The organism is Lachnoanaerobaculum sanguinis, assembly GCF_033242365.1.
Taxonomy (GTDB): domain Bacteria; phylum Bacillota; class Clostridia; order Lachnospirales; family Lachnospiraceae; genus Lachnoanaerobaculum; species Lachnoanaerobaculum sanguinis.
Window position 1 is genome coordinate 129,821 of record NZ_BTHK01000005.1, and the last position, 23,603, is coordinate 153,423.

Below are 23,603 nucleotides of genomic sequence, written 5' to 3' on the forward strand. Positions count from 1 at the left end.
CCACTTTTTATAATTACGGGTCTAGCTCCGGGTAATTATATGGCAAGAGATTTCTTTGGCAATACTCCGGCGATTCCAAGAGTAGTACGCCGTATCTGTGAAGAAGTGAAGGCAGGAAATTTATCTAAAGTATCATTGATTGGGAGAAAATCATCGGACGGGTATAAAATAAAATAGGTGCTTTGAAAATAGAAAGAATGCTGACTCAAAATCAAATATTGGAAGATATTCTTTTTGATTTATTTCCAAATAGTATGTATTATTGTTGATGTAGTTCCTTTGGCATTAACTCGTTATGGAGAGTAAGGTTTATTTGGGTGGGACTATTAGCAAGAATTTGATTGGAGGAGTGGTTAATGCAAAATTGGGAAATGAATCCGGTAGTGATAAAAAATGATCGATATAAAAGCGCTGAAATAGCATATATGGAAATACAGAAATACTGTAAAGTTAAGGGATATATGTTTTTTCCTGATATGACAGAAGAAGAATTTGTTAATCTTACTAAGATTATGTTTAAAGTGCCGGGATGGTTAGTTCCGTTGGATAGAAAAGAAGAGTTTATTTTAGATAGTAAACTTGGAAAATATCGTGATAAATGGAAAGATTGTTATTTAATCTTAGGTGTTTTTCATGCCTTTGAGGACGATGGGAAATGGTACTTCTCTGTTAATATAGATGGAAAAAACATGTGAATGCCGGCATATAAAAAGCTTGAAAAATAAGATTTGATGCGTCTTGCTTAGTATTGTTTCGTTAAGTCCGACAGTAGAACTTTTCGTACAGATTTAAATGTGCGTATATTATCATACCGGAATTCCGTCGTTTCTCTCAAAATCTAGTTTTAGGTGTACAAGAGCGTGCACCTTTGAAAGAGAATGTCGATTTCAGCCTGTGTTAAGTAGAGGAAATTAAGATTGCTAATGTGAACCGGCTTTTTGGTTGTCATCGCCAGAGATATCAATTTATGGGACTCTCCTATGAAAGAACACCGTCATATGCCCGGTCTTCAGAGATGGTTAAACTGCCATAAAGATATGGAAATACATGAGAGGTTATCTTTAACTTAGATCATGGTGATATAACTCTCGTATAAATAAGCTGTGTAATTAATTCAAATAAAGAGAACTGAAAACGTATTTGAGAAGCAAGTATATCAATAGTTTCATTAACATAAAGAAAATACTTTATATTGTTTAGTTGAGTAGATTTTGCTTTTAGATTATAGTGATATTGTTACATTGACAAGTAACGACAATATAGTTACAATATTGATATAAGAACGGAGGTAGTACATATGGAGAAATCGGCAACATTGAACTTAAGAGTAAATCCTACACTAAAGAAAGATGCGGAGTCTATACTTGGACGCTTGGGAGTTCCTATGTCTACGGCTGTAGATATGTTTCTTAACCAAATTGTATTGACCGGAGGGATTCCTTTTGCCATAACTTTACCAAGTGCCCCTGAGAGTATTGATATGACTAAAATGAGTCCGGATGAGATTCATGATAAGTTACAAAGAGGCTATGAATCTTATAAAGAAGGTAGAACACAGAGTGCAGCTAAGGCTTTTGATAAATTTAGAGAGAGTCATAATTGATGGAAAAATATAGGGTTGATATTACGGATGAAGCACTAAGATATGGAGATAACTATTTAAGCAGGAGTGGAGATAGTAATGAGTAGAAAATTTGATGATTTCTTAAATGAACAACTTAATGATGCTGAAATTAGAAGCGAATATGAAGCGTTGCAACCGGAACATGCCTTGATACAGGATATGATTGATGCAGGAGGCGATATCATCAAAATAGAAAATTTGAATAGTAAAATTGTAAGTAATGCCTGATTATAAGTCAGGCATTATTTTTTATGCTGTTTAATATTATTGCCTATGGCAAGGTTTTCAGATTATCTGATTTTAATAAACAATATAGAGATTAATATTATATTTTTGGAACTTGTATACTGAATCGAGAACATCAGGCAGGTGCTTATAGTACTCTGTAGTGTAAGTATACTTTTATAAAGAGTTTTAGCAAAATAGGTAGGGTGATAAATCGATAGCTTAAATCGACTATAAAAATTAACAAATAAAGAATAGATTTAGTATAGTGGAACATTGTATTTTACTATCTAAAGAGTTATTGTGACTATTAGTCTAATTGTGATATACTTTCAATAGGTTAGCGTTTTTGTTTTACGCATGAAAGAGCGGCTAAGTGAAATGAAGAAACATGTTCATTTCATACAATGGTTATGTAAGATGTTGATTGACAAGAATACGTATAAAATTGATCTTGCTACTGAATTGACTGTGCGTTCGATTATGATAGACAAATAAGAATTAGATAGTTTATGGGGGTGCTATACAGGTGAATGAAGAGATAATGTATCGAGTTTTTGAAAAGTGTGAAATACAGATTGAAGGACAGACTATTTCAAAGGAGTTACTGTTAAAGACTTTTGGGGATTTTTTGACGCAAACAATAGCGAAGCGAGACCACAATATCGGGCTGGTTATGCATACAGGGTCGCTTTGTTTTGATGTTGTATTAATTACTTACGCAACTATTTTTAATCTAATATCAAATAAAGCTGAAACCATGGATATTGTTAGTTCTTTTTCAGAAGGGGACACAGTTCTTTACGGACAACCAAAGAAATGCCGTTACATTTTTAAGGGTTTTATAGACGGAAGCGAGATTGGAACAGAAAAAGGTAAAAAGTTTATAAAACTTGTACAAAGTGAGATATCTACGAAATATGTTCCTGAAAAAGAATGGAGAAATATTGAACCATACAATGGTGATTCGTTTCGCATGGATGGAAGGGGAATAAGAAAGAAAACGTCACTAAGAGATGTTTTTTATGTTGATGTGTTGGGCTTCGAGAAGGAGAATATACCTAGTATTTTGGACACGTCATGTGTGATAGTGGCACCCCGTGAACATGCTGATTTTTTGGTAAAGAACATAAGTTTGCTTTTTAACAAAAAACAAATCAGCTTATTAGAACTGGTAACGGCTTCTTATTTTACAGAGGAAGAAGAATATAGATACGGTGGTAATACAGGTAAAAACGAACCGACATTAAAGTTTACTGCTAAGATTTCTGTTGCAAGACATTTACTTTTGTCCGGACGTGGAAACAGGCATTTAGGGCTAATTGTTCTTGGAGAAGATTCGATATCAAGAGGCCATTTTGAGTTACCTGAGTTGATTAATAGAAAATCGCTTCAGTATGTATATATATGCTCTTCTATGAACAGTGACTTGGGACTTGAATTGACATCAGATGTTGAAAAGATGGAAATCTTTGCATGCACCAAGGAATTTCTGTTGGAAAATACAACTTATGAGAAAGTCGAAAATAATCATTATATTACAGAACTCGTAACACGAGTTAATACAATTATTGATAAGAATAATGAGTTGGTCATTATTGAAAAAAATGGTATAGAATCGGATGTGATTCACGAGTTCAAGAAGAATATTCTTGAGATAAAGCGTGAAGAGTATTCTACAGAAGGTAAAGATAATTTTATAATGCTTGCACACTCGTTGATGAAATTATTTGTTACTGCACCATTTCCGATGGATAGATTTTCAGTTGCCGAAGAGAGAGGGCTTATTGAAGTTGATTCTCCGGAGAAAAAGATTTTAGAGCTTAGGAGATTGGCAGAAGATTTTCCTGAAAACTTGAGAAAAAATGCATTAGTCGTAGTTGAAGTTCTTGAGAGAATACTTATTGAGGAGAAAAATACTAACGGAAAGTATGAGTGGTTACGAAAATTTTTATATAATCATTTAGGTAAGAGGGTGGCCATTGTTGTTCCAAAAGCATATTATGTAACACTCATAAAGGGAACAGGAATTTTTTCGGAGTATTTGTTTAGGAATAAGGATTTTGTTACTGCAAACAGATTTGACGGTTCTAAGATGTACGACTGTGTAGTTGTTCTTGGAGATTACGAAGGAAAAGCTTTTAATGTTTTTAGATGTAATGCTGCAGCAACAATTATTTCGGTAATATATGAAAGTGAGAAAGTAGGGTATTATTTTAAGAATAAGATATTTCATAATAGGATAAATAGGCTTAATAGGAAATCGACAATTATAATATCTAATCAGGATGAAGATGAAATAATAACGACTGAAGAGGAGAATGCAAAAGGTTTCGAAAAAGAAATCGAAGATTATATTGCTAATGTTGACTTGTCATATATGGGTTCAATCTATAAAAGCGATTCCGGATATGAAGGCGCAATGAATACTGATATTGTGGCTGTAGTTGTTTTTGATGATGACACCAAGGCTTATTTAAGTAGAAATTACAAAGGATATGTGCTTGAGGAAGCTACAGGCATAGTTAAGGAAGTAGGAGTACAGGAACTTTGTGAAGGAGATTCTATCATCTTTACGAAAAATAATGACGATACCAAAGACATCGTCAGTTCTATACTTGCTAAACTGTTTATAGACGGCAAGTTTGACAGCAATACGGAAGAAAAGTATAGGAAGGCAAACTTGTGGAAAAGAGCGTTGGTGGAATTTATGCGTTCTAATGGACACACTGCTAGGAAAGTGGTGGATTTAATGCTCGAAGATGGAGCCGGAGTACACGAGCAAACAATATTACATTGGCTGGATGAAGATTCTTACACGGTTGGCCCAAGAGATGTTGATTCAATACGTCATATAGGAAATATTACAGGTGTTGAAGAACTTAAGGAGAGCCCGGAAGACATTTTTGAAGCCTGTAGAGATATAAGATCTATAAGACGAAAAATATTGGACCGGGTTGGAACAGCGATTTTTGATAAACTAAGTGGCCGGACTCCGCAGAGGGGGAATTATATGGAATCAATTTACAAAAAAATAGATACGCTTGCAGAGATTAAAAGAGTCGAACGAATAGCTAAGGTTGAAACGGCAGTTCCTATGTGGATGGCAAATAGACCGATTTTGATTTAAGGGTGGTAATTATGGCAGATAAGCAAGAAATGATAAGAGCACGAGATAAGTATATTGATCTTGTAAAAAAAGAACTTATGGGACCGGGATCGGAGATATCTATTCCTGATATAGAACATGAACTTATCTCAGATGCTCCCAATACCAGATACTCAGTAGGTGTACTTTTTACAAAGAATATTAAAATGAACGCTGACAATAATGACACTTTGAGAGTTGAGGAACAGGATACTGAGGTGCAGATTGACGAGACGGAAGATGTTTTAGTTAATACGGAAGAGGGATTTGTTAAACATCATCATTCAGATACTGATGCTGACGAGGATAATCTTGACGAAGAAATTGGACTTGCCACACAAAATATGCCTTCTTCTATGGGAATAACCTTTTTTGTAAAAGGAAAATGTGAAAAGGTGAATTGTAAGGTCAGATTTGCTACTTATAAGAAGGCTGTGGCTACTGATTGTCGTATTCCTTATGGTGACATAAGGGATGAATATGAGCTTCCAACAGAGTTTAATCATTGTGTTTATTTGGACCGCAAGGAAAAGACATTAAGGCTTACTTCGGGCGGACTTAACAGAAAGTCTATACTTGCGTTAAAAGAAAGGGACTTGTTGGGAGGAGATGAATATAACATTATTTCACTCATGTATAAACTTTCTGACCAGCTTGGAAAGGGGTACGTAAGAGAACCTCATATGTGTGAACTTGAGTTGGATTTTTCCAATTCTGATTATATTGATCAAAACAAGGAATTAGATCAAACAAATGCAAAAGTTACCGCTTTAAGGCGTAATATGGGAAATGATATTTGGTCGTTAACTATTATGCTTGTTAATGATGACTCAAGTAAATCAAGTGCAAAGCTTTGCCTTTATCAACCTGAAATAAGAATTAACAGTGAAAATAACAGTTTTGTTTTTGTAGAGTATGGTGCTAACGTAGACTGTTCAGATTTAAATGATGAAGAACAGTCTTTGGCGCTTCAATATAGAAATAAAAAAGTATATGGAACAGGATTAGGTACTTCTATTTCATGGAATGTTGATGCTATGGGAAATGGCGAAGTATTCAGTGAATATTTTCCTGTAAGCGAAGTCCCTTCAATGGATTTTAGCTTACCCAAAGATTCGGGTGTGACAAAAGATGCTTTGTCCATGAAATACTTATCAGATTTGATAAAGGATGAAAAAAGTATCAAGGTAGAAAAATTAATATCTATTGTAGCGGCATACGATAAATGGATAAGTGAAATCAGAGATAAAACTAATTTACTACAGGAGAAATTCCATTATATTGCAGGAAAAAATATAATGGGATGCGAAGCCGCTTCAAAGCGTATGTATGAGGGAGTAGAACTGCTTAAGTCAAGCGATGCGGCTTGGGATGCGTTTCAATTGGCTAACAGAGCTATGTTCATGCAGCGAGCTCATCTGAAATTGCAGGAAAAGACATCGGATGTAAACAGATATCCTGATGATGAAGAGTTAACTGAAATATTGAAGAAGATTGACTACTTTAGTGTTGAAAAGATTCTTGAAGACTTCTATGCATGGAGGCCTTTCCAAATTGCATTTTTACTTATGAGTATAAAGTCAATAGTAGATGACAGTTCAGTTGATAGAGAGTTGGTGGATTTAATTTGGTTTCCTACAGGTGGAGGTAAAACAGAAGCCTATCTTGGTCTTACAGCTTTCACTATTTTTTACAGAAGACTTGCTCATAAAGAAAATGCGTCCGGAACGACTGTTATTATGCGTTATACGTTGCGACTTCTGGCGGCACAACAGTTTACTCGTGCATCTACGCTTATTTGTGCATGTGAGTATATTCGCGTAGATGCTACTGATAAAAAATCGATATATGGGAAATATGATCTTGGTTCAGAATCGATAACTATTGGTCTATGGATAGGAAGCAATCATACACCGAATAAAAATGCCCAAGCAAAATCGGAACTTACTAAATTGACAAAAGCAACAGCAGAAGAGCTTGAGTATCAAAAGGACAGACACAATAAGTTTCAGGTGTTGAAGTGTCCATGGTGCGGTACAAAAATGGTTCAAGATTGCAAAGGACATAAAAAAATTGGTGCATGGGGGTACAGGATGAGAAGTAACTCACACTTCGAATTGTGGTGCCCTCAGGAAGCATGCTTTTTTAACGAACGGGGTAAGTTACCGATACAAGTTGTTGATGAAGAATTATATCAGAACCCTCCAACCCTCTTATTTGGCACAGTAGATAAATTTGCAATGCTTCCTTGGAACCCACAAATTGGGGCATTTTTTGGTGTTAGAACAGATAACAGAGCACCTGAATTGATCATACAAGATGAGTTACATCTTATTTCCGGTCCGTTGGGAACAATGGTTGGTTTGTATGAGGCGGCAATTGATTATATTTGTAGTAGCAAAGGTTCAAAAACCAAGATTATTGCATCAACAGCAACTATAAGAAGAGCTGCAGAACAATGCTCATCTTTGTATAACAGAGAGGTTTGTCAATTTCCTCATCCGGGTATTGATGCTGAAGATTCCTTTTTCGCAAGAGAGTCGGTTATAGATTATGAAAGGGGAATATACGGAAGAAAATATGTCGGTCTTATGCCGTCCGGAAAAACAAAAGCAATGATGGAAATCAGGACTATGGCGGCATTGCTTCAAAAGATTCACACGATGGATTTGCCTTATGAAATAAAGGATAAGTATTGGACGCTTACTGTATATTTTAACAGTTTAAAAGATCTTGGGAAATGCTCAACACTTGTAGATGATGATATTAAAGATTTTATCAAAAGAATGGCTTACCGTGTGGGAACTGCAAATGATGCTCGAATAATTACCGGTGCAGATGAATTGACCAGTCGTGTATCAACTACGCAATTAAATGAAACATTGGATAAGTTGGAGAAGTTGACCTATAGCAAGGAAAATATAGAAAACAAAAGATGGCCTTCCAATATTTTGCTTGCAACGAATATGATTTCTGTAGGTATAGATGTTGCAAGGTTGAACGTTATGCTTTTAGTGGGACAACCTAAGCTGACAAGCGAATATATCCAGGCATCAAGTAGAGTTGGAAGATCATATCCGGGAGTGGCTTTTGCGATGTATGATGGTTCCAAGAGCCGAGACAGATCACATTATGAGCAGTTTTTAGGTTATCATGAATCGTTTTATAAACACGTAGAGCCTACTGGAGTTACACCTTTTTCAAAGCCTGCAAGAGATAGAGCGTTACATGCTATAGTGATTGCACTGCTTAGACAATTATTACCGGAGTTGACACCTGAAAATGCAGCCGGACTTTTCTCTCGCGTTAAGTACAAAAAAGAAATTGATTCTATAGTTAAATATATAGTTGCTCGAAATAAAGACATAATCAATAGGGTTAATCCGGGAACCGACACCGAAGAATCAGATATTCGAGAGGAAATAGATATATTTTTGGAAAGCTGGGAGAAACTTAAAGAAGGATATGATGATCACTTCTTTTATGGTGAGAAGTATATGGTTACATATCCTGAAGAGGGAGATGCAAGACTGATGAAAGCATATAACTCAAGTAGGAGCGACAATGCATTTGATACCATGACATCAATGAGGAATGTAGATATTTCTGTTGGAAGTAGCATTTTAATATGGAAGGATTGATAACATGGAATATAAATATGAGAAAATTCAATTAAATAAAATAACACATGCAGTTAGAGCCTCACAAGCAGTACTACAGTATGGTGTTGGTGCTATGGTTGATTTTCCTGAGCAAACTTTGATGACAGCAGCACCTGAAACGTGGGAGGACAGTGTAGTTGAAGTTCATGATGAGAGACTTGAGAAAGCTCTTCATGTGGATTTTTTTGGGATGCCCGGAAGTAAGGATGACACAAGATATCAAAAAGGTATCGCATATTCAAGATTTCCGGAATGGTATTTTTGTCCAAGATGCAGATCTTTTAAACCTTTAAAAGAGTGGATAAATGAATATAATTCCAATCCTAAGTGCAAAAAGATGAGAGAAAATAATCCTAACATGACTAAGAACTTAAAGTGTCCTTCTTGTTTTCAGGAACTGGTAGTGGCGCGTATTGTTGTTGCATGCGGTCATGGTCATATAGATGATTTCCCATGGATAAAATGGGTTCATGCCAAGAACGGTTTAGGTGCAAAAAAAATATGCTATAATCCTAAACTGAGGTTTACAACAAGTGCATCATCAACCGAAGGATTGGAAGGTTTGACAATAACATGTGAAACATGTCATGCCAGAGCTACTCTTAAGGGGGCTTTTGATAAGAATGCTCTTGAAAACTTGGATAAGGCTACAGGTTATGAATACGGTTTTAAGTGCACCGGAAGGCACCCCTGGAAGAACATTACAGAGATGTGTGAGAAATATCCAAATGTATTACAAAGAGGTGGATCATCTGTTTATTTTCCTATTGTCGTGAGCTCGTTGGTTATTCCTCCTTACTCAAGCCAATTAACAGCAAAAATACAGGGAAGTCCTTTTTTCTCAGATTTAAAAAAGGCTATTACAGAATCGATAAAAACTGTTACATCCTTGGGAATGGAACTCACACAAGAAATTAGGGAAAATATTGTATCGCAAAAGATTAGTGAATATGCTTCAAAAATCGGTCGAGATATAGGGCATGAGGAAGCATCGGTAAAGCCTGTTTTGATACGCAGATGGAGTGGAACCACAGACGACAGTTACACTACTACAAGTGTTAAGTATAGAGCTGAAGAATATGAAGCTTTGAGTGGAGAGGTAGTTCAAGAGGATAAAAATGGTGAATTTGTTCGTGAATCCACTGATATAAAACAATATGGTTTGCCATATGTTAAAAAGGTATCATTGATTCATAAAGTAAGAGAAGTTCAGGCGTTGGTTGGTTTTTCAAGATTGGAGCCGGTTGAGGAAGATAATGTAGACAACACAACGAAAATAAAAAAGGTGTCAATCAAAGAGGAGGATACAAATTGGTATCCCGGATACGATGTTCGAGGCGAGGGCATTTTTATTGAACTAAATGATGAAGTTATTGATAAATGGAGAACAAACAATCATAGTATACAACGCCGAGTTGATCAATTGAATGAGAATTATTCCAAATCTTATTATGGCGACATACGCCCTAGAACTATTACGGCGAAATTCCTTTTGTTGCATACGCTTTCCCATTTATTAATGAAACAGTTGAGTTTTGAGTGTGGGTATAGCATAGCATCTATTAAAGAGAGAATATATTGCAGTGAATTTTACGAAGGTAAAAGTATGTCAGGCATTTTGATATATACAGCGAGTGGAGACTCTGAAGGAACAATGGGTGGACTTGTTCGTCAGGGCAGATATGACATTTTTCCGAGTATTTTTAAAAAGGCAATTGAGGGTGCTATAACATGTTCAAATGATCCTGTTTGTAGTTTGAGTATGGGACAGGGACGCGATTCGCTAAATCTGTCTGCTTGTCATGCTTGTACTCTTGTACCCGAAACAAGCTGTGAAGAATTTAATGTTTTTCTGGATAGAGGAATGATAATAGGAACATACGAAGAGCGTAATATTGGATTTTTTTCAGAATATATTTATAAAAATGCAGAAATATGTAATATAGTAAAAAATTCTAAAAATGACAGTTCGAAATCTCAGATTATTATAACAGATTCAGGCACGAACTTAAAAAATACAGATTATGTAGATATATGGAAGAATATACTTCAATTTTCATCAAATAAACATGAGAGGGAAATAATAAATGAGTTGATAGATAAAATTTTTGATTATAAAGACGGAGAGAAGCCTTTTCAAGCAGGCACATTTCAGGTCCTAGGAGATCCTAACTATTATAATGTTGATTTGTATTGGCCTAATAAGAAGGTAATGATTTTTAGTGCTGAAAATGAAGAAGAATTCGATAAGGCATCAAAAAGTGAATGGAAGTGTTTTTGCCTTAGTGGAGAAGGCACTATCGCTGACAGTGTATTGGCAGTATTAAAGGAGATTTGAAATGGCAATAATGATACCTGATGTGGCAAGAGAATTTGACCCTGCCAGTTTGGAAGGAGTAATGTTTGATTCTTTAAAAAAACTTCCATCTGATTATTATGTTGTACATTCTTTTAAGAATGTATATGTTGAGGATAATATACTTCATGAAGGTGAAGTAGACTTTGTTATTTTTAATCGAACTAAGGGATTGTTGTGTTTGGAAGCAAAAGCAGGAGCTATAAAGTATGAGGGAGGATACTGGAAATACTCAAGTGGATGCATTATGAAGCATGGTGGACCTTACAATCAAGCTGCGGGAAACAAGTGGGACTTATTGAATGTGGTACAAAACAGCTCATTAAAAGATGTTGCAGGTAGATGTAAGTTTTTGCATGCTGTGTGGTTTCCTTCAATTTCACAGGAACGCTTGCGCGGAATCAAGTTTCCCAAGGAAGCAGACAGAACTATTACTCTTACAATGGAGGCGTTAGAAGATCCTGAACCATATATCAGTTCTTTGTTCGATATCGAGCTGGAAAATCATATCAAAACAGATCTCAGTGAACAGGATGTAAGAAGACTCATTAGAGAAATAATATGTCCTGAGTTTAATATCTTTCCTTCCAAAAGCTTTGATAATGATTTGAAAAAAATAGTTTTTCATAGATTGTTGAAGGAGCAGGAGGGATTGTTAAACTACCTTGTTGAACAAAAAGCTGCTGTTATTAATGGAGCTGCAGGAACAGGAAAAACAATGATGGCTGTGGAAAAGGCAACCAGACATGCTTTTAACGGTGAGAGAGTATTATTTCTCTGTTACAATGTAATGCTAAGGGATTATTTGGATAGAGAGTATCACCATGAGTACATAGAGTATATGACCATCGACAAATTTGCATGTAAGGTTGCTAAAACTGAGAAACCTGACTACCGGGCTGCCGGTATTAGAATTTTAGATATGTATATTTCAGGCTCATTCCGCTATAAGCATGTTATTGTAGATGAAGGACAAGATTTTGGCCGAGAAGAGATAGAAGAGGCGGATCTTCTGCAAACAATATATGATGTTGTAATTGATAATGAAGAGTCCGGGGGAACATTTTATGTTTTTTATGATAAATTGCAACTTATTCAGGCTAAAAATATACCTAAGTTTATAAGTGATGCCGATTGTAAATTAACATTATATAAGAACTGCAGAAACACTGAAAATATTGCAATAACATCTTTAAAAGCCATATCGGATAGAAATCCTAAATTGTATGACGGAGCGATTAAAGGAGTACCGGCAAGGATTCATTATAAAGAAAATTCTGAAGAAGTAAGCAATTGCGTTGCATCGATAATTGAGGAATTAAATGAAGAAGGTATTACGGATGTAACAATTCTCACTTGTAAAAGTGAAGCTGTCAGCATTTTAAATGATGTATGTATCAACAGTACCTTTAAGAAAAAAATATTTACCACATGTAGAAAGTATAAGGGATTAGAAGCTGATGCGATTATACTGGTAGATGTCGACGAAAAAACGTTTGGTAGCGAGGCGGTTCAACGGTTTTATGTTGGAGCTTCGAGGGCGCGACTTAGGTTGGAAATTGTAACTACAATGACAGATACAGAATGTGAAAGTGTCCTTATTAATGTAGTTAAGTATAAAAAGAAAATAAAAAATGCTAAAAGGGAGATGGCTTCAGCTTTCAATTCGATGCCTATTGTTTAGTATATTGTCTGGAGAAACCTCATTTAATAAATCATTGCCCGTTGCACATGAGAGTATAGATACAACTAAAATGAGTTTTAATGATATTCATAATAAGATACAAAGAGGTTATGATTCATATAAAGTCGGTAAAACACAGATTGCAGCTGAGGATTTTAAGTGTTTTAGTGAGAATAATAAGTAACGTCTGATCGTATTTCGGGCGTTATTTTATGTATTATTGCAAATAACTTGTACAGTGAAGTGAGCACATTATAGCTATTCGTGTAAAATAAGAAATAACAAAGGTAAAGGATGTAATGCGTTTTTTTGATTAATATGGTATGATATTTGTAAATAAAGATGAATAAGATTAATAAAAAGGATAACTTGCATGGGAAGAAATATTGATAGGGTCTATTTTGATACCAATATTTTTGAGGGTATTGTTAAAAAAGAAATAGATATTAGCATAGATGAGTTGAACAACTTTACTAATATAATCTATTACATCAGTACAGCTCATGTTGAAGAATATTTTATTGCAATAAAAAATGACGCTGAGAATAAGTTTACTAAATACAATAATGACCGAAAATTATTGATGTCATCATTAAAATCTAAAGGTATATTGAATCCAAGTATAACACGAATTGTAAACAAACCAGAAAATTTTGATGATTGCTTATCTCGAGTAAAAACGTATGATACTACCAACAGAATGGTTGAAAATGGTAGGGGAATTCATCAAGAACAAGATAAATATTTTAAAGATTTGCTTTCAAAGAATCCAAATGTTCAAAATTACTCAAATTTGGATTCTAAAGAAATTTGGGACAGAAATGAAGTGAAAGATATATTATCAAGAGTTCAAGATTATGTAAAGGTGCATAATGCCGTACTTTTCTCAGAGCTAGAAAGAGAATATGGTACTAATATCGCCTTAAAGATTGCTCCTTTAAAAGAAATTTCTATTTTTGAAATTAAAAAAGGTTGCTTTAAGGAGATTTGCAATAATTATTCAATTATGGAATTCGTCTTCGAATTTTTGCATTCAACACTCAATAAATGTGGGTACAATCGAGATAAAAAGGACTCAACTGTAATCTCTGGTATATATGATACCACTCATTCTATTTATGGAACCTACTGCAATTATTTTGTAACTAGTGATGATAGATTGAGAAAGCGAATTTTAGCGATTTATTATTATTTGGGAGTTCCTACAAGGGCTATTACTTTTAATGAATTTTTGAATATAGCAGATAAAATTAAATAATAACATTCAATATTAAAATAGTAATCTCATCAGAGAATAGTAGAGAAAATTCTTTTAAATAAGTAAATGTTAAGAATATAGAAATAGAATTATATAGTGTAAAAATGATAATTTTGTTTACTGAAGTTTGTATACTTACAAATTCTATTTCTAAATTGGGGTGATATAGCTTTTAATTTTTTCAAGGCTAATGTAAATATAAAAAGAGGTTTTCTTTGTGCAATAAATAAAAAATTTTGTAATCGATTATCAAGATCTTCATGGCACAGTAATGAATCGTAAGCCAGCGCTTCCTACACTTATTGTCTTATGTTTGTTCAGTTGGACTTGGAAGACCGGTTCAGAGTCCTGTGGTTGTTATTGGAGATTTTGGTATTAGAGGCACAATTATGAAGGCGGATAACATGGTAAGCACATTGAGTGTGTGCCATGACGATGATGTAAAGAAAGCATTAATATATCAGAGAACAGCAGTTGATTCCGGAACAGTTCCGACGGAGCTTATAAGTAATTTCAGGTTGGTATTGTATCAGATAGCTGAGGATGCTGTGTTAAAGCGTTGGGGGTGGAATACCAAATGAACGAATTATTATTTATTGTAGCCAACGAGGTTGGGCTTCGCAAAAACACAATTTATTTATTAAATGATAGCTGGGATGACTGGTTTACCTATTCAACTCAATATATATCATATTATGTTGATGAAAACAGTACATGGATAAGAATAGGATGTGTAAAGATTGCAGAAAAAGGGCAGACAGAGAGACGAGCATCGCTACCATCTGTATTCTCAGAATTAAGTGAGAATTTTTATTCGTTGGGTACTTCAGAGGATTACTATCTTGAATTAAAAGATAAATTAAAACCAGATATTAGGGAAAGAGTATTAAAAGCATTAAATGATATCGCATTTAATATAGATATCTATGAGTCTGTTAAGGCTTATACAGTTACTCAAATTTCTCTGAAGAGAGATATTACGGAGACAATGATTCTAGGGCAATTGAATAGAATTGCCCATGGTGGGTCTCGATTAACAAGATATTCGTTTGAGTATAGTTTTCCAGTTTCCTATGGAGGAGAGGATAAATCAATTGACTTTGAGGTTATACCGGAAAGTAAACCACCTACTAATATACATGCCATTATAGGCAAAAATGGTGTTGGTAAAACAACATTATTAAAAAATATGTTATCTGCCGTATATGTAAAAGATTACTCGGAAGCATTTGGAAGTTTTGATGGAATGCATTTTTCTAATGTGATTTTTGTTTCTTATTCAGCATTTGATATTCCTGTGTTTGAAACAGATTTACCTTCAGATAGAAGAAAAATACCGTATGCAGTTGTGGGACTTATTAGTCAAAAAGAAAATGGGGAAAAATATGTCAAGGATCAAGAATGTTTGTCTGGTGACTTTGTAGATAGTTTATATAAGGTTTCAAATAGCTATAAAAAGAAAATATGGAATGAAATAATTGATATTCTGAGTTCTGATATGACTTTTGCTGAGCTGAATATAAAAGATTGGATAGAGGCAGATAGTAAGATATTGGGTGCTAACAATGAAGAGGGGGCAGAGCAGATTTTGAAGCATTCAGGGATATGCAACGCAGATAGTAAGATATTGGGTGCTAACAATGAAGAGAGGAAAAAAGAATTTAGCAAAAGGATAATAGAACAATATAAGCTGCTTAGTTCAGGACACAAAGTAATTCTTTTGACGTTGACAAAATTAGTCGAACTTGTTGAAGAGAAGACACTTGTAATACTTGATGAGCCTGAGGAACATCTTCATCCACCACTTGTTTCAGCTTTTGTACGCGCTTTATCAAAGTTATTGATTTATAGAAATGGAGTTGGGATAATAGCCACTCATTCTCCGGTTATTGTACAGGAAATTCCTAAAAAATGCGTATGGATGATAAGAAGGATAAATGCAGAATTTGTTGCTGAAAGGCCTTCTATTCAGACATTTGGTGAAAACTTAGGAGAACTTACAGAAGAGATATTTGGCTTTGAGGTTCTAAATTCAGGATTTCATAAAATGCTAAAAGAGGAGTCGTATAAAATTGATGATTACGAAGAAGCGCTTAAAGAGTTTGATAATGAACTGGGAAAAGAAGCTCAATCTTTATTGAAAGCGTATATATTTGAAAGGATGAGAAGTAATGATTAGCATTCCGGATATTAAACAGGAAGATTTACTGAATGCATGTATTAATGGCATAAGAGATAATGACGAGGTTAAAAAAGCAAGGAAAACCAGATTAAATAACAGTAAACAAGTTTTGTTAGAATATTCAAGACGCTATAAAGAGGTTGCAGAATTAGGACAACTGAGTGCAGAAGAAAGAAATATTGAAATAAAAGGTGGAGTATTGAAAAATGATATGATTTATTTGTATGATGAACGTCTTGTTAAGTCGGTAAATGGTAAAAAGTATTACGACAAAATTAAAGCTGCTGCTCCTTATGGAAAATGTCCGATATGTGGGTATTATCTAGCGGATACATTGGATCATTATTTACCAAAGGCTATTTTTCATAGATATGCAGTAACTGTAGAAAACTTGATTCCGGAATGCATTGCATGTAATAAAAAGAAGAATGATGTTATAGCAAATAGTAGAGATGAAGAGACTATCCATCCTTATTTTGATGATTTTGATGATGAGATATGGATGTATGCAAAAATCAATAGACAAGCCGGAATTCCGTTTGGTTTTGATTTTGAAGTCGGTAAACCTAAATCATGGTCTGATGAAAAAATCAATCGTGCCAAGAATCATTTGGAGGTATATAAACTCTATGATTTGTATAGGGCTTTAGCTGCTGCAGAGATTAATACTGTATTATTAAAAATTAAAAATATATATAGAATAGTAAAAGATATTAATTTGTTAAGAGATATTTTTAAGGGTGACTGTGACATCGAACGTGAGCAAAGAAGAAACTCATGGCAAGCAGCTATGTATCAGTGTATATATGAAGATAGATGGGTTTGGGATGAATATATGCCAACTTTCTTAGACGAGAAATAATACGACTAATAACGATCTATTAGTCTCTATGTTAAGTTTTGGAGTGGGTTGATTTTAATCCACTTTTTCTAGTTAAAATTTTTGTATTAAATATTTTGTTAGGCTTTATATATTTAAAAATATACAATTTTAATAAAAAAGATTTACTTTTTAATCGGTTCTTAAAATATTGTGATTAAAGTACTTTTTACAGCAGATGTCTTTACACTATTTACTAATGATTTTCCTAATAAAGTTCAGTAAGTCGAGATTTTATTTTCAATAAAAAGATGCTAGAATAAAATATAGAAACTCTGTTCGAATGAATAGATAGTATGAGGATTGTATGCTCCTCGTGGAATAAGCTATGAAAGTATTTACTTTACATAGACATGATTAAAAGAGATTTGCGAAGATAAATTGAAATTTGACGACCTACAATTTCAATAATAGTAATTGATTCCCTTGTATACCCGAAATTTCGGGTAGAATATTCATAAAGTTGAGTTATAATATTGTAAGGCATTGTTGAAAACGAAAGAGGAAGATAAGATGTATAAATCAATAGATTTATTTGCAGGTATCGGGGGTATAAGGCTCGGCTTTGAACAGGCATTTAAAGATGATATTAAAACAGTTTTTGTAAGCGAGTGGGATAAAAAAGCGGTTGAAACTTACAAGGCAAATTATAATGACGGTATAGATGTGGTTGGAGATATTACAAAAGTTGATGAGAAGGATATACCGCCACATGATATATTACTTGCAGGGTTTCCTTGTCAAGCCTTTTCTCTTGCAGGGCAGAAGAGGGGCTTTGAAGATGCAAGAGGAACTCTTTTTTTTGATGTCGCAAGGATTGTAAAACACCATAAACCTAAAGTCGTATTCTGTGAAAATGTGAAGAATCTGGTTAACCATGACAGAGGTCGTACATTTGATGTTATAAAATCTGTTTTGGAGGATTTGGGATACAAGGTGTTCTATAAAGTTCTCAACAGTAAAAACTTCGGTGTTCCGCAAAACAGAGAGAGGATATATATTGTAGGATTCAGAAACGATATAGCACCTGAAGATTTCATATTTCCTGAGAAAACGGATGATACAAAAGTAATAAAAGATATAATTGAAGAGCATGAAGTATCACCCAAATATTATTTATCCACCATTTATCTGGATTCGTTAAAAAGACATAAGGCAAGACATGCTTCCAAGGGGAACGGATTCGGATATGAAATCAGAGAATTGGACTCCGTAGCAGGCGCTATTGTTTGCGGCGGTATGGGAAGAGAAAGAAACTTGATAATTGACGATCGTTTAACCGACTTTACTCCGGTTACACATATAAAAGGCAGTGTTAATAAAGAGTATATCCGTAAGATGACACCGAGAGAGTGGGCGAGACTTCAGGGATTCCCTGACAATTTCAAGTTTGTAGTTGCCGATACACACTTATATAAGCAGTTCGGAAATTCCGTTACGGTTCCTGTAATACGTGCGATAGCCGAAAAGATAAAAGCACACCTTGAAAAAGAAAATACGAAAACAAAGAAAAGTGAAGAAGAATTTGAACAATTGGCTTTTATATGGAGGTAAATATGCTTAAAGGGAATAAGGGAGAATGGTCTGAAGTATACGTCCTTTTGAGACTTTTGGCAGACGGAAAGATATATGCTGCGGATAGTGAATTGAATAAGCTTGAGGATGTTTATTTTCCTATTATTAAAATAATTAGAGAAGAAACCAAGGGTGAAATCAAAGAATATACCGCAGGAGAAATGATATCGATTTATATTAACGGGGCAAAGGTGAAGGAATTGCCTGCGACAGAGTTCGAATCGGAGTCCGGAAATCTGTTGAGTGAGATTAACAGCAAAGATTCAAAGGGGGCGTTTTCGGTAGAAAGTACGCAGAATTTTATGGATAAAATTTTGTGTTATAAGCTTTCAGCACCGGCAACGGATAAAAGTGATATTACGGTAAAAATAGTTGATGTAAACACAGGATATAGTCCTACTGTAGGATTCTCAATAAAATCCGAATTGGGTTCATCTCCGACTTTGTTGAATGCAGGAAAAACCACAAACTTTATTTATAAAATAGTACATAATTATCCGAATTTGATAAGAGAGGCGAACGAAATATACAAGGTGTCAGGCGGCAAAAATCATACAGATGTCAGAGGACGTATAAGTAAGATAATTAAAGAAAACGGAACTCTTGAATATCGAAAGATGAATAATCAGGTTTTTGAAGATAATTTGGTTCTTATCGACAGTAATATGGATAGAATTATTGCCGAGACACTTTTATATTTTTATAAAGACGGAATCAGCAACTGCAACGATATGGTGGAAAAACTTGAACAGGAGAATCCTATGAACTACGGTAATGTAAATGCCTATAGATATAAGTTCAAAAAGTTTTTGACGGCTGTAGCATTGGGAATGAAACCTGCTACAGTGTGGGACGGTTTGGATGAGGCTACAGGAGGATATATTGTAGTTACAAAGGAAGGTAATGTTCTTGCATATCATATATACAACAGAAATTACTTTGAAGAATATTTGTTAAGTAATACAAAGTATGAAACAGCATCCACATCAAGACATGATTTCGGGGAAGTGTACAGTGAAAACGGAGAAGACTTTATAAAGCTTAATTTGCAGGTGAGATTCAGATAGTGAAGAAGAGTAAGCCGATGACCAGAAGTGAGAATATGGCAAGGGTTAAAAACAAGAATACACAACCTGAAGTTTATTTGAGGAAGCTTTTGTGGCATAGAGGGTTCAGATACAGATTGAATTATAAGAGCCTACCCGGAAGTCCCGATATCTATATTCCTAAATACAAGGTTGCCATATTTGTAAATGGATGCTTTTGGCACATGCATGAAAATTGCAAGTATGCTTCCATCCCTAAGAATAATCATGATTTTTGGAAAAGTAAGTTGGAGGGAAATGTTCAAAGAGATAAGCAAAACTACATCAAACTTGAGAGCATGGGTATTAATGTTATAGTGGTGTGGGGATGTGAAATTAAACAGATGATGAAAGATAAGATGATAGAAAAGGTAAGAACAGATTATCTCGCCAATAGTATTTTTTCTACGCCAAAATACCAATAATGGCGAGATTATTCTCGCCGGTATCAGGTTTTCATAGCCAAATATTCCAAAATGGCTATGAAAAGTAATCATAAATATATCTTTTATTAACCCACTGTGGCAATACCCAGAAGGAGTAAATATATGAAAATAATATATGCCAATGCTGACATGCTGTTTTACTTTATATTTATATTTTTAACTATTGTACTTTTAGTATTAAAAATTTCAAAATATAAAAGAGACTCTAAAGTGGTAAAAGTTATAAAAAATATACTCGCTATTCCTGTCGTCATTTTAAATATGTTGATTTTTGGTGATTTGAATATTTCACTTCAGCTTTTTAAAGATGAAGATAAAACAGATAACAAAAAGTGAGTATATGTATGACAGATTTACAAAAAAGTTATGAAGAATTAAAAAAGCAAAACTTCCCCGACGGCGAAAGAATAAAATTTATTGCGGATTTAGGAGCGAGTGAAGAAATAGAATATCATTATCAGCTGATTTGTAAAGACCGGGATGAGGGTACGAACTTGAATCTCTCAGGCAGTTTCTACAAACACGATAAAGAAGGATTAGAGTTTTTGCTTAAAGTTTTGAATAATGAAAAAGACGAGAATTTAAAAGTATTTGCCGCATACCTTATGGCTGAAACTCTTTCAAAACTGAGACATAGAGATTTTTACACAGAATTTTGCAGCAGACTTATTCCGATTATGACTTTGCTTATAGAGATAAAAGATGCTTTGCTTCGACAAAAGATCATTATAGCTCTCGGATGGATAGGTTCTTTAAATGAGATTGATATTTTGATAAAGCAAATGTCGGAAGATAAAGACAGTCTTTGCAGAGCGTGGTCGGCATCAAGCCTTATGCAAATGTCATTTCACGGAATTGACAAGGAAGTGATTCAGGAAAAGACAAAGCCTTGCTTTGCTTCTGTGATTGCAGCAGAGACTGATTTACATGCCTGTGGCATTATGATAGAATCGGCACAGATTTTATTTGGAAAGAAGTGGATAAGCCAATCGGCTGTGGAAGATATGGATGCTGAGAAAATAGAAAAGGCGAGAAAGTCGGCGGTAAGATTTTTGAATAAATAGAAAACCGGGACTGCAAAATGCACATTAATACATCCGATATTACAAAATAAATTTGACGTCCGGCCTGATTTTCTGTATAATATCTTCGTCAAAAAATGACATAGACTTAAAGGGGAGCAGAATATGCTACCCTTTTATTATTCGGTTAAGGAGGTATAGCGTATTAAAGGTATAAGAAAGAACTTAAGCTTTGTATTTATTATATTGATGTTTGCACTGTTGGTTTCAGGCTGTGCAAAGGAAAGTGAAAACAATAATATTCATATCGGAACAGGTGGGACAGGCGGTACATATTTTGCATATGGAAATACCCTAAAGGATATTGCCGAGCAGGAAAGCGATATTGATATGAGCATACAGATAAGTGCTGGTTCGGCGGCAAATCTCAGATTGCTTGAAAACAATATCGTCGGTATGGCAATAGTGCAAAATGATACTCTTACAGATGCTTACAACGGAAAAGGTGAGTTTGAGGGGAATCCTTTAAAAATAACCAAGGCTGTTGCAGGACTTTATACGGAGAGCTATCAAATAGTCGTAAATAAGAAACTGAAGCTAAACTCCGTGGAGGATTTGAGTGGACTTAGAGTTTCGGTAGGTGAAGAGGGCTCGGGAGTTTTGAAAAATGCGAAGAATATCCTGAGAGCCTACGGTATGACTGTAGATGATATTGATGTGAGATATCTGTCATTTGAAGATGCCGCAAATGCCTTAAAAAACGGTGAATTGGATGCATTCTTTGTAACGGCGTCGGCACCTACAAAGGCAATTTCGGATTTGGCTGATTCAAATGTACCTATCGATATTCTTTCGTTGGATGACAGAGCAATAAGATTTCTTCAGAACAGTTATAGCGGATATAGTGTTACTACAATTAAAAAAGGTACATATAAAGGTATAAACAAGGATATTACCACAGTTGGAGTAATGGCTGTGCTTGTGGCAAACAACAATATAAATTCAAGCAATATTGAAACTGTATTAAATCTTATAAAAGCACATCAAGACAGCTTCAATAAGATATCAGGTAATACTGTAAATTTTTTTGATGAAGCAACTTTAAACAGTATTGTTGTGCCTTTCCATAAAGCGGCAAGTGAATGGTACAGTGCAAACGGAATAACCGGATTAAAGGCCGAGGTTAAGGCTGATAATGTTTCAAGAAAAACTTTAAACCTTGATATGTATCAGACCGTTGCGGTTGCGGTACTTGCACTGTTTATTGGAGTACTTTTAAAGGAAAGAATAAAGTTTTTAACAACATTTTGTATTCCTGCTCCTGTGGTAGGAGGAATGATCTTTGCCGTAATATTCTGTGTATTGTATGCACTTGGCATTCTTGAGATAAATTTTGATGAGACTCTTAGAAATGTATGTATGGTAATGTTCTTTACCTCAGTAGGATTCCAGGCAAATATGAAGGTGTTAAAGAGTGGCGGAAAGGGCACATTTATCTTCCTGGCTTTGGTATTGCTGCTTATAATATCTCAAAACTTTGTAGCTGTTGGTCTTTCTAAACTTCTTGGTATAAATCCGCTTATAGGTATGTGTACAGGTTCCATACCTATGATTGGTGGACATGGTACTGCGGGAGCATTCGGTCCTTTGCTTGAAGATATGAATGTTGACGGTGCGACCACTTTGGCTACAGCAGCGGCTACTTTCGGTCTTGTAGCCGGTTCACTGATGGGTGGTCCATTGGCAAACGGACTTATAAAAAAGAAAAATCTTATGGATACTGCAGTGTATGAAGATGACAGTATGCTTGTTGAAGAGGAGATAAAGCATAGAAGAGAGGTTTCAATGTATGCACCTGCAGTGTATCAGCTGACTTTGGCAATGGGTATTGGAACTGTTATATCTTTTGTACTTTCAAAGACAGGTATGACCTTCCCTATATACATAGGCTCTATGATAGTGGCGGCTGTAATGAGAAATATCAGTGAATATACAGACGGCTTTAGAATACATATGGGTGAAATAAATGATCTTGGAAGTATTTGTCTTTCACTTTTCCTAGGTGTAGCTATGATTACACTCAAGCTTTGGCAGTTGGCTGCACTTGCCCTTCCTCTGTTTATACTATTGGCGGGTCAAGTAGTTCTTATGTATATCTTTGCAAGATTTATTGTGTTCAAATGTATGAGAAGTGATTATGATGCGGCTGTTTTGGCAGCAGGCACATGTGGTTTCGGTATGGGTGCAACACCTAATGCCATGGCAAATATGCAGGCTGTTACAGAGAAATATCTACCGTCAGTTAAGGCATTCTTACTTATTCCGATAGTCGGCAGTATGTTTGCGGATTTCTTAAACAGTTTGACAATAACATTTTTCATAAACTTCTTAGGTTAAAAATAATTTAAGCCAATTTAAAAGCTCACCTTATAAGAGGTGGGTTTTTTATTAGAATA

19 protein-coding genes and 1 pseudogene are annotated in these 23,603 nt (G+C 34.8%); 19 read left to right on the forward strand and 1 reads right to left on the reverse strand.

Annotated features, from left to right (window positions below; genetic code table 11):
• The first annotated feature begins 39 nt into the window (after window positions 1-39).
• Complete coding sequence (locus tag SBH76_RS04865) at window positions 40-177, forward strand: hypothetical protein (RefSeq protein WP_314098713.1); 138 nt, start codon at window positions 40-42, stop codon at window positions 175-177.
• Window positions 178-356: 179 nt separating this feature from the next.
• Entirely contained in the window at window positions 357-695 is a 339-nt protein-coding gene (locus SBH76_RS04870; protein WP_317976991.1) for a hypothetical protein, read from the forward strand.
• Between the two features lie 272 nt (window positions 696-967).
• Here SBH76_RS04870 and SBH76_RS13920 read toward each other — a convergent pair.
• Window positions 968-1,173, reverse strand: a pseudogene (locus SBH76_RS13920) (IS1634 family transposase); the annotation flags it as partial.
• A gap of 124 nt (window positions 1,174-1,297) precedes the next feature.
• Here SBH76_RS13920 and SBH76_RS04875 point away from each other — a divergent pair.
• From SBH76_RS04875 to gltS, 17 genes are all read left to right on the forward strand, one after another.
• On the forward strand, window positions 1,298-1,603 hold the full coding sequence (locus tag SBH76_RS04875; protein WP_317976992.1) for a type II toxin-antitoxin system RelB/DinJ family antitoxin: 306 nt from the start codon (window positions 1,298-1,300) through the stop codon (window positions 1,601-1,603).
• A 78-nt stretch (window positions 1,604-1,681) separates the two neighbouring features.
• On the forward strand, window positions 1,682-1,852 hold the full coding sequence (locus SBH76_RS04880; protein ID WP_317976993.1) for a hypothetical protein: 171 nt from the start codon (window positions 1,682-1,684) through the stop codon (window positions 1,850-1,852).
• 526 nt (window positions 1,853-2,378) lie between these two features.
• The gene (locus SBH76_RS04885; RefSeq protein WP_317976994.1) at window positions 2,379-4,979 is read left to right on the forward strand and encodes a DrmE family protein; all 2,601 of its coding nucleotides are present in this window, start codon (window positions 2,379-2,381) and stop codon (window positions 4,977-4,979) included.
• Between the two features lie 11 nt (window positions 4,980-4,990).
• On the forward strand, window positions 4,991-8,638 hold the full coding sequence (locus SBH76_RS04890; RefSeq protein WP_317976995.1) for a helicase-related protein: 3,648 nt from the start codon (window positions 4,991-4,993) through the stop codon (window positions 8,636-8,638).
• A 4-nt stretch (window positions 8,639-8,642) separates the two neighbouring features.
• Window positions 8,643-10,997, forward strand: coding sequence for a DUF1998 domain-containing protein (drmB, locus tag SBH76_RS04895; RefSeq protein ID WP_317976996.1), 2,355 nt, complete (start codon window positions 8,643-8,645; stop codon window positions 10,995-10,997).
• Window position 10,998: 1 nt separating this feature from the next.
• Window positions 10,999-12,699: an ATP-binding domain-containing protein gene (locus SBH76_RS04900; RefSeq protein WP_317976997.1), complete on the forward strand. Its 1,701-nt coding sequence runs from the start codon at window positions 10,999-11,001 to the stop codon at window positions 12,697-12,699.
• Between the two features lie 4 nt (window positions 12,700-12,703).
• Complete coding sequence (locus SBH76_RS04905; RefSeq protein WP_317976998.1) at window positions 12,704-12,883, forward strand: hypothetical protein; 180 nt, start codon at window positions 12,704-12,706, stop codon at window positions 12,881-12,883.
• 189 nt (window positions 12,884-13,072) lie between these two features.
• Window positions 13,073-13,957: a hypothetical protein gene (locus tag SBH76_RS04910; RefSeq protein WP_317976999.1), complete on the forward strand. Its 885-nt coding sequence runs from the start codon at window positions 13,073-13,075 to the stop codon at window positions 13,955-13,957.
• Window positions 13,958-14,346: 389 nt separating this feature from the next.
• Complete coding sequence (locus SBH76_RS04915; RefSeq protein ID WP_317977000.1) at window positions 14,347-14,538, forward strand: hypothetical protein; 192 nt, start codon at window positions 14,347-14,349, stop codon at window positions 14,536-14,538.
• On the forward strand, window positions 14,535-16,136 hold the full coding sequence (locus SBH76_RS04920) for an AAA family ATPase (RefSeq protein WP_317977001.1): 1,602 nt from the start codon (window positions 14,535-14,537) through the stop codon (window positions 16,134-16,136). The genes SBH76_RS04915 and SBH76_RS04920 overlap by 4 nt, the downstream gene beginning before the upstream one ends.
• Complete coding sequence (locus SBH76_RS04925; protein ID WP_317977002.1) at window positions 16,129-17,001, forward strand: HNH endonuclease; 873 nt, start codon at window positions 16,129-16,131, stop codon at window positions 16,999-17,001. Before SBH76_RS04920 ends, SBH76_RS04925 begins: the two co-directional genes overlap by 8 nt.
• 531 nt (window positions 17,002-17,532) lie before the next feature.
• On the forward strand, window positions 17,533-18,573 hold the full coding sequence (locus SBH76_RS04930) for a DNA cytosine methyltransferase (protein WP_317977003.1): 1,041 nt from the start codon (window positions 17,533-17,535) through the stop codon (window positions 18,571-18,573).
• A 2-nt stretch (window positions 18,574-18,575) separates the two neighbouring features.
• A complete protein-coding gene (locus SBH76_RS04935) occupies window positions 18,576-19,661 on the forward strand; it encodes an HpaII family restriction endonuclease (protein WP_317977004.1) in 1,086 nt (361 codons plus the stop codon).
• The gene (locus SBH76_RS04940) at window positions 19,661-20,104 is read left to right on the forward strand and encodes a very short patch repair endonuclease (protein ID WP_317977005.1); all 444 of its coding nucleotides are present in this window, start codon (window positions 19,661-19,663) and stop codon (window positions 20,102-20,104) included. Before SBH76_RS04935 ends, SBH76_RS04940 begins: the two co-directional genes overlap by 1 nt.
• 123 nt (window positions 20,105-20,227) lie before the next feature.
• On the forward strand, window positions 20,228-20,461 hold the full coding sequence (locus SBH76_RS04945; protein WP_317977006.1) for a hypothetical protein: 234 nt from the start codon (window positions 20,228-20,230) through the stop codon (window positions 20,459-20,461).
• 8 nt (window positions 20,462-20,469) lie between these two features.
• A complete protein-coding gene (locus tag SBH76_RS04950; protein ID WP_317977007.1) occupies window positions 20,470-21,189 on the forward strand; it encodes a HEAT repeat domain-containing protein in 720 nt (239 codons plus the stop codon).
• 207 nt (window positions 21,190-21,396) lie between these two features.
• Window positions 21,397-23,544, forward strand: a complete 2,148-nt coding sequence (gene gltS / locus SBH76_RS13755) for a sodium/glutamate symporter (RefSeq protein ID WP_334309066.1) — start codon at window positions 21,397-21,399, stop codon at window positions 23,542-23,544.
• The last annotated feature ends 59 nt before the right edge of the window (window positions 23,545-23,603 follow it).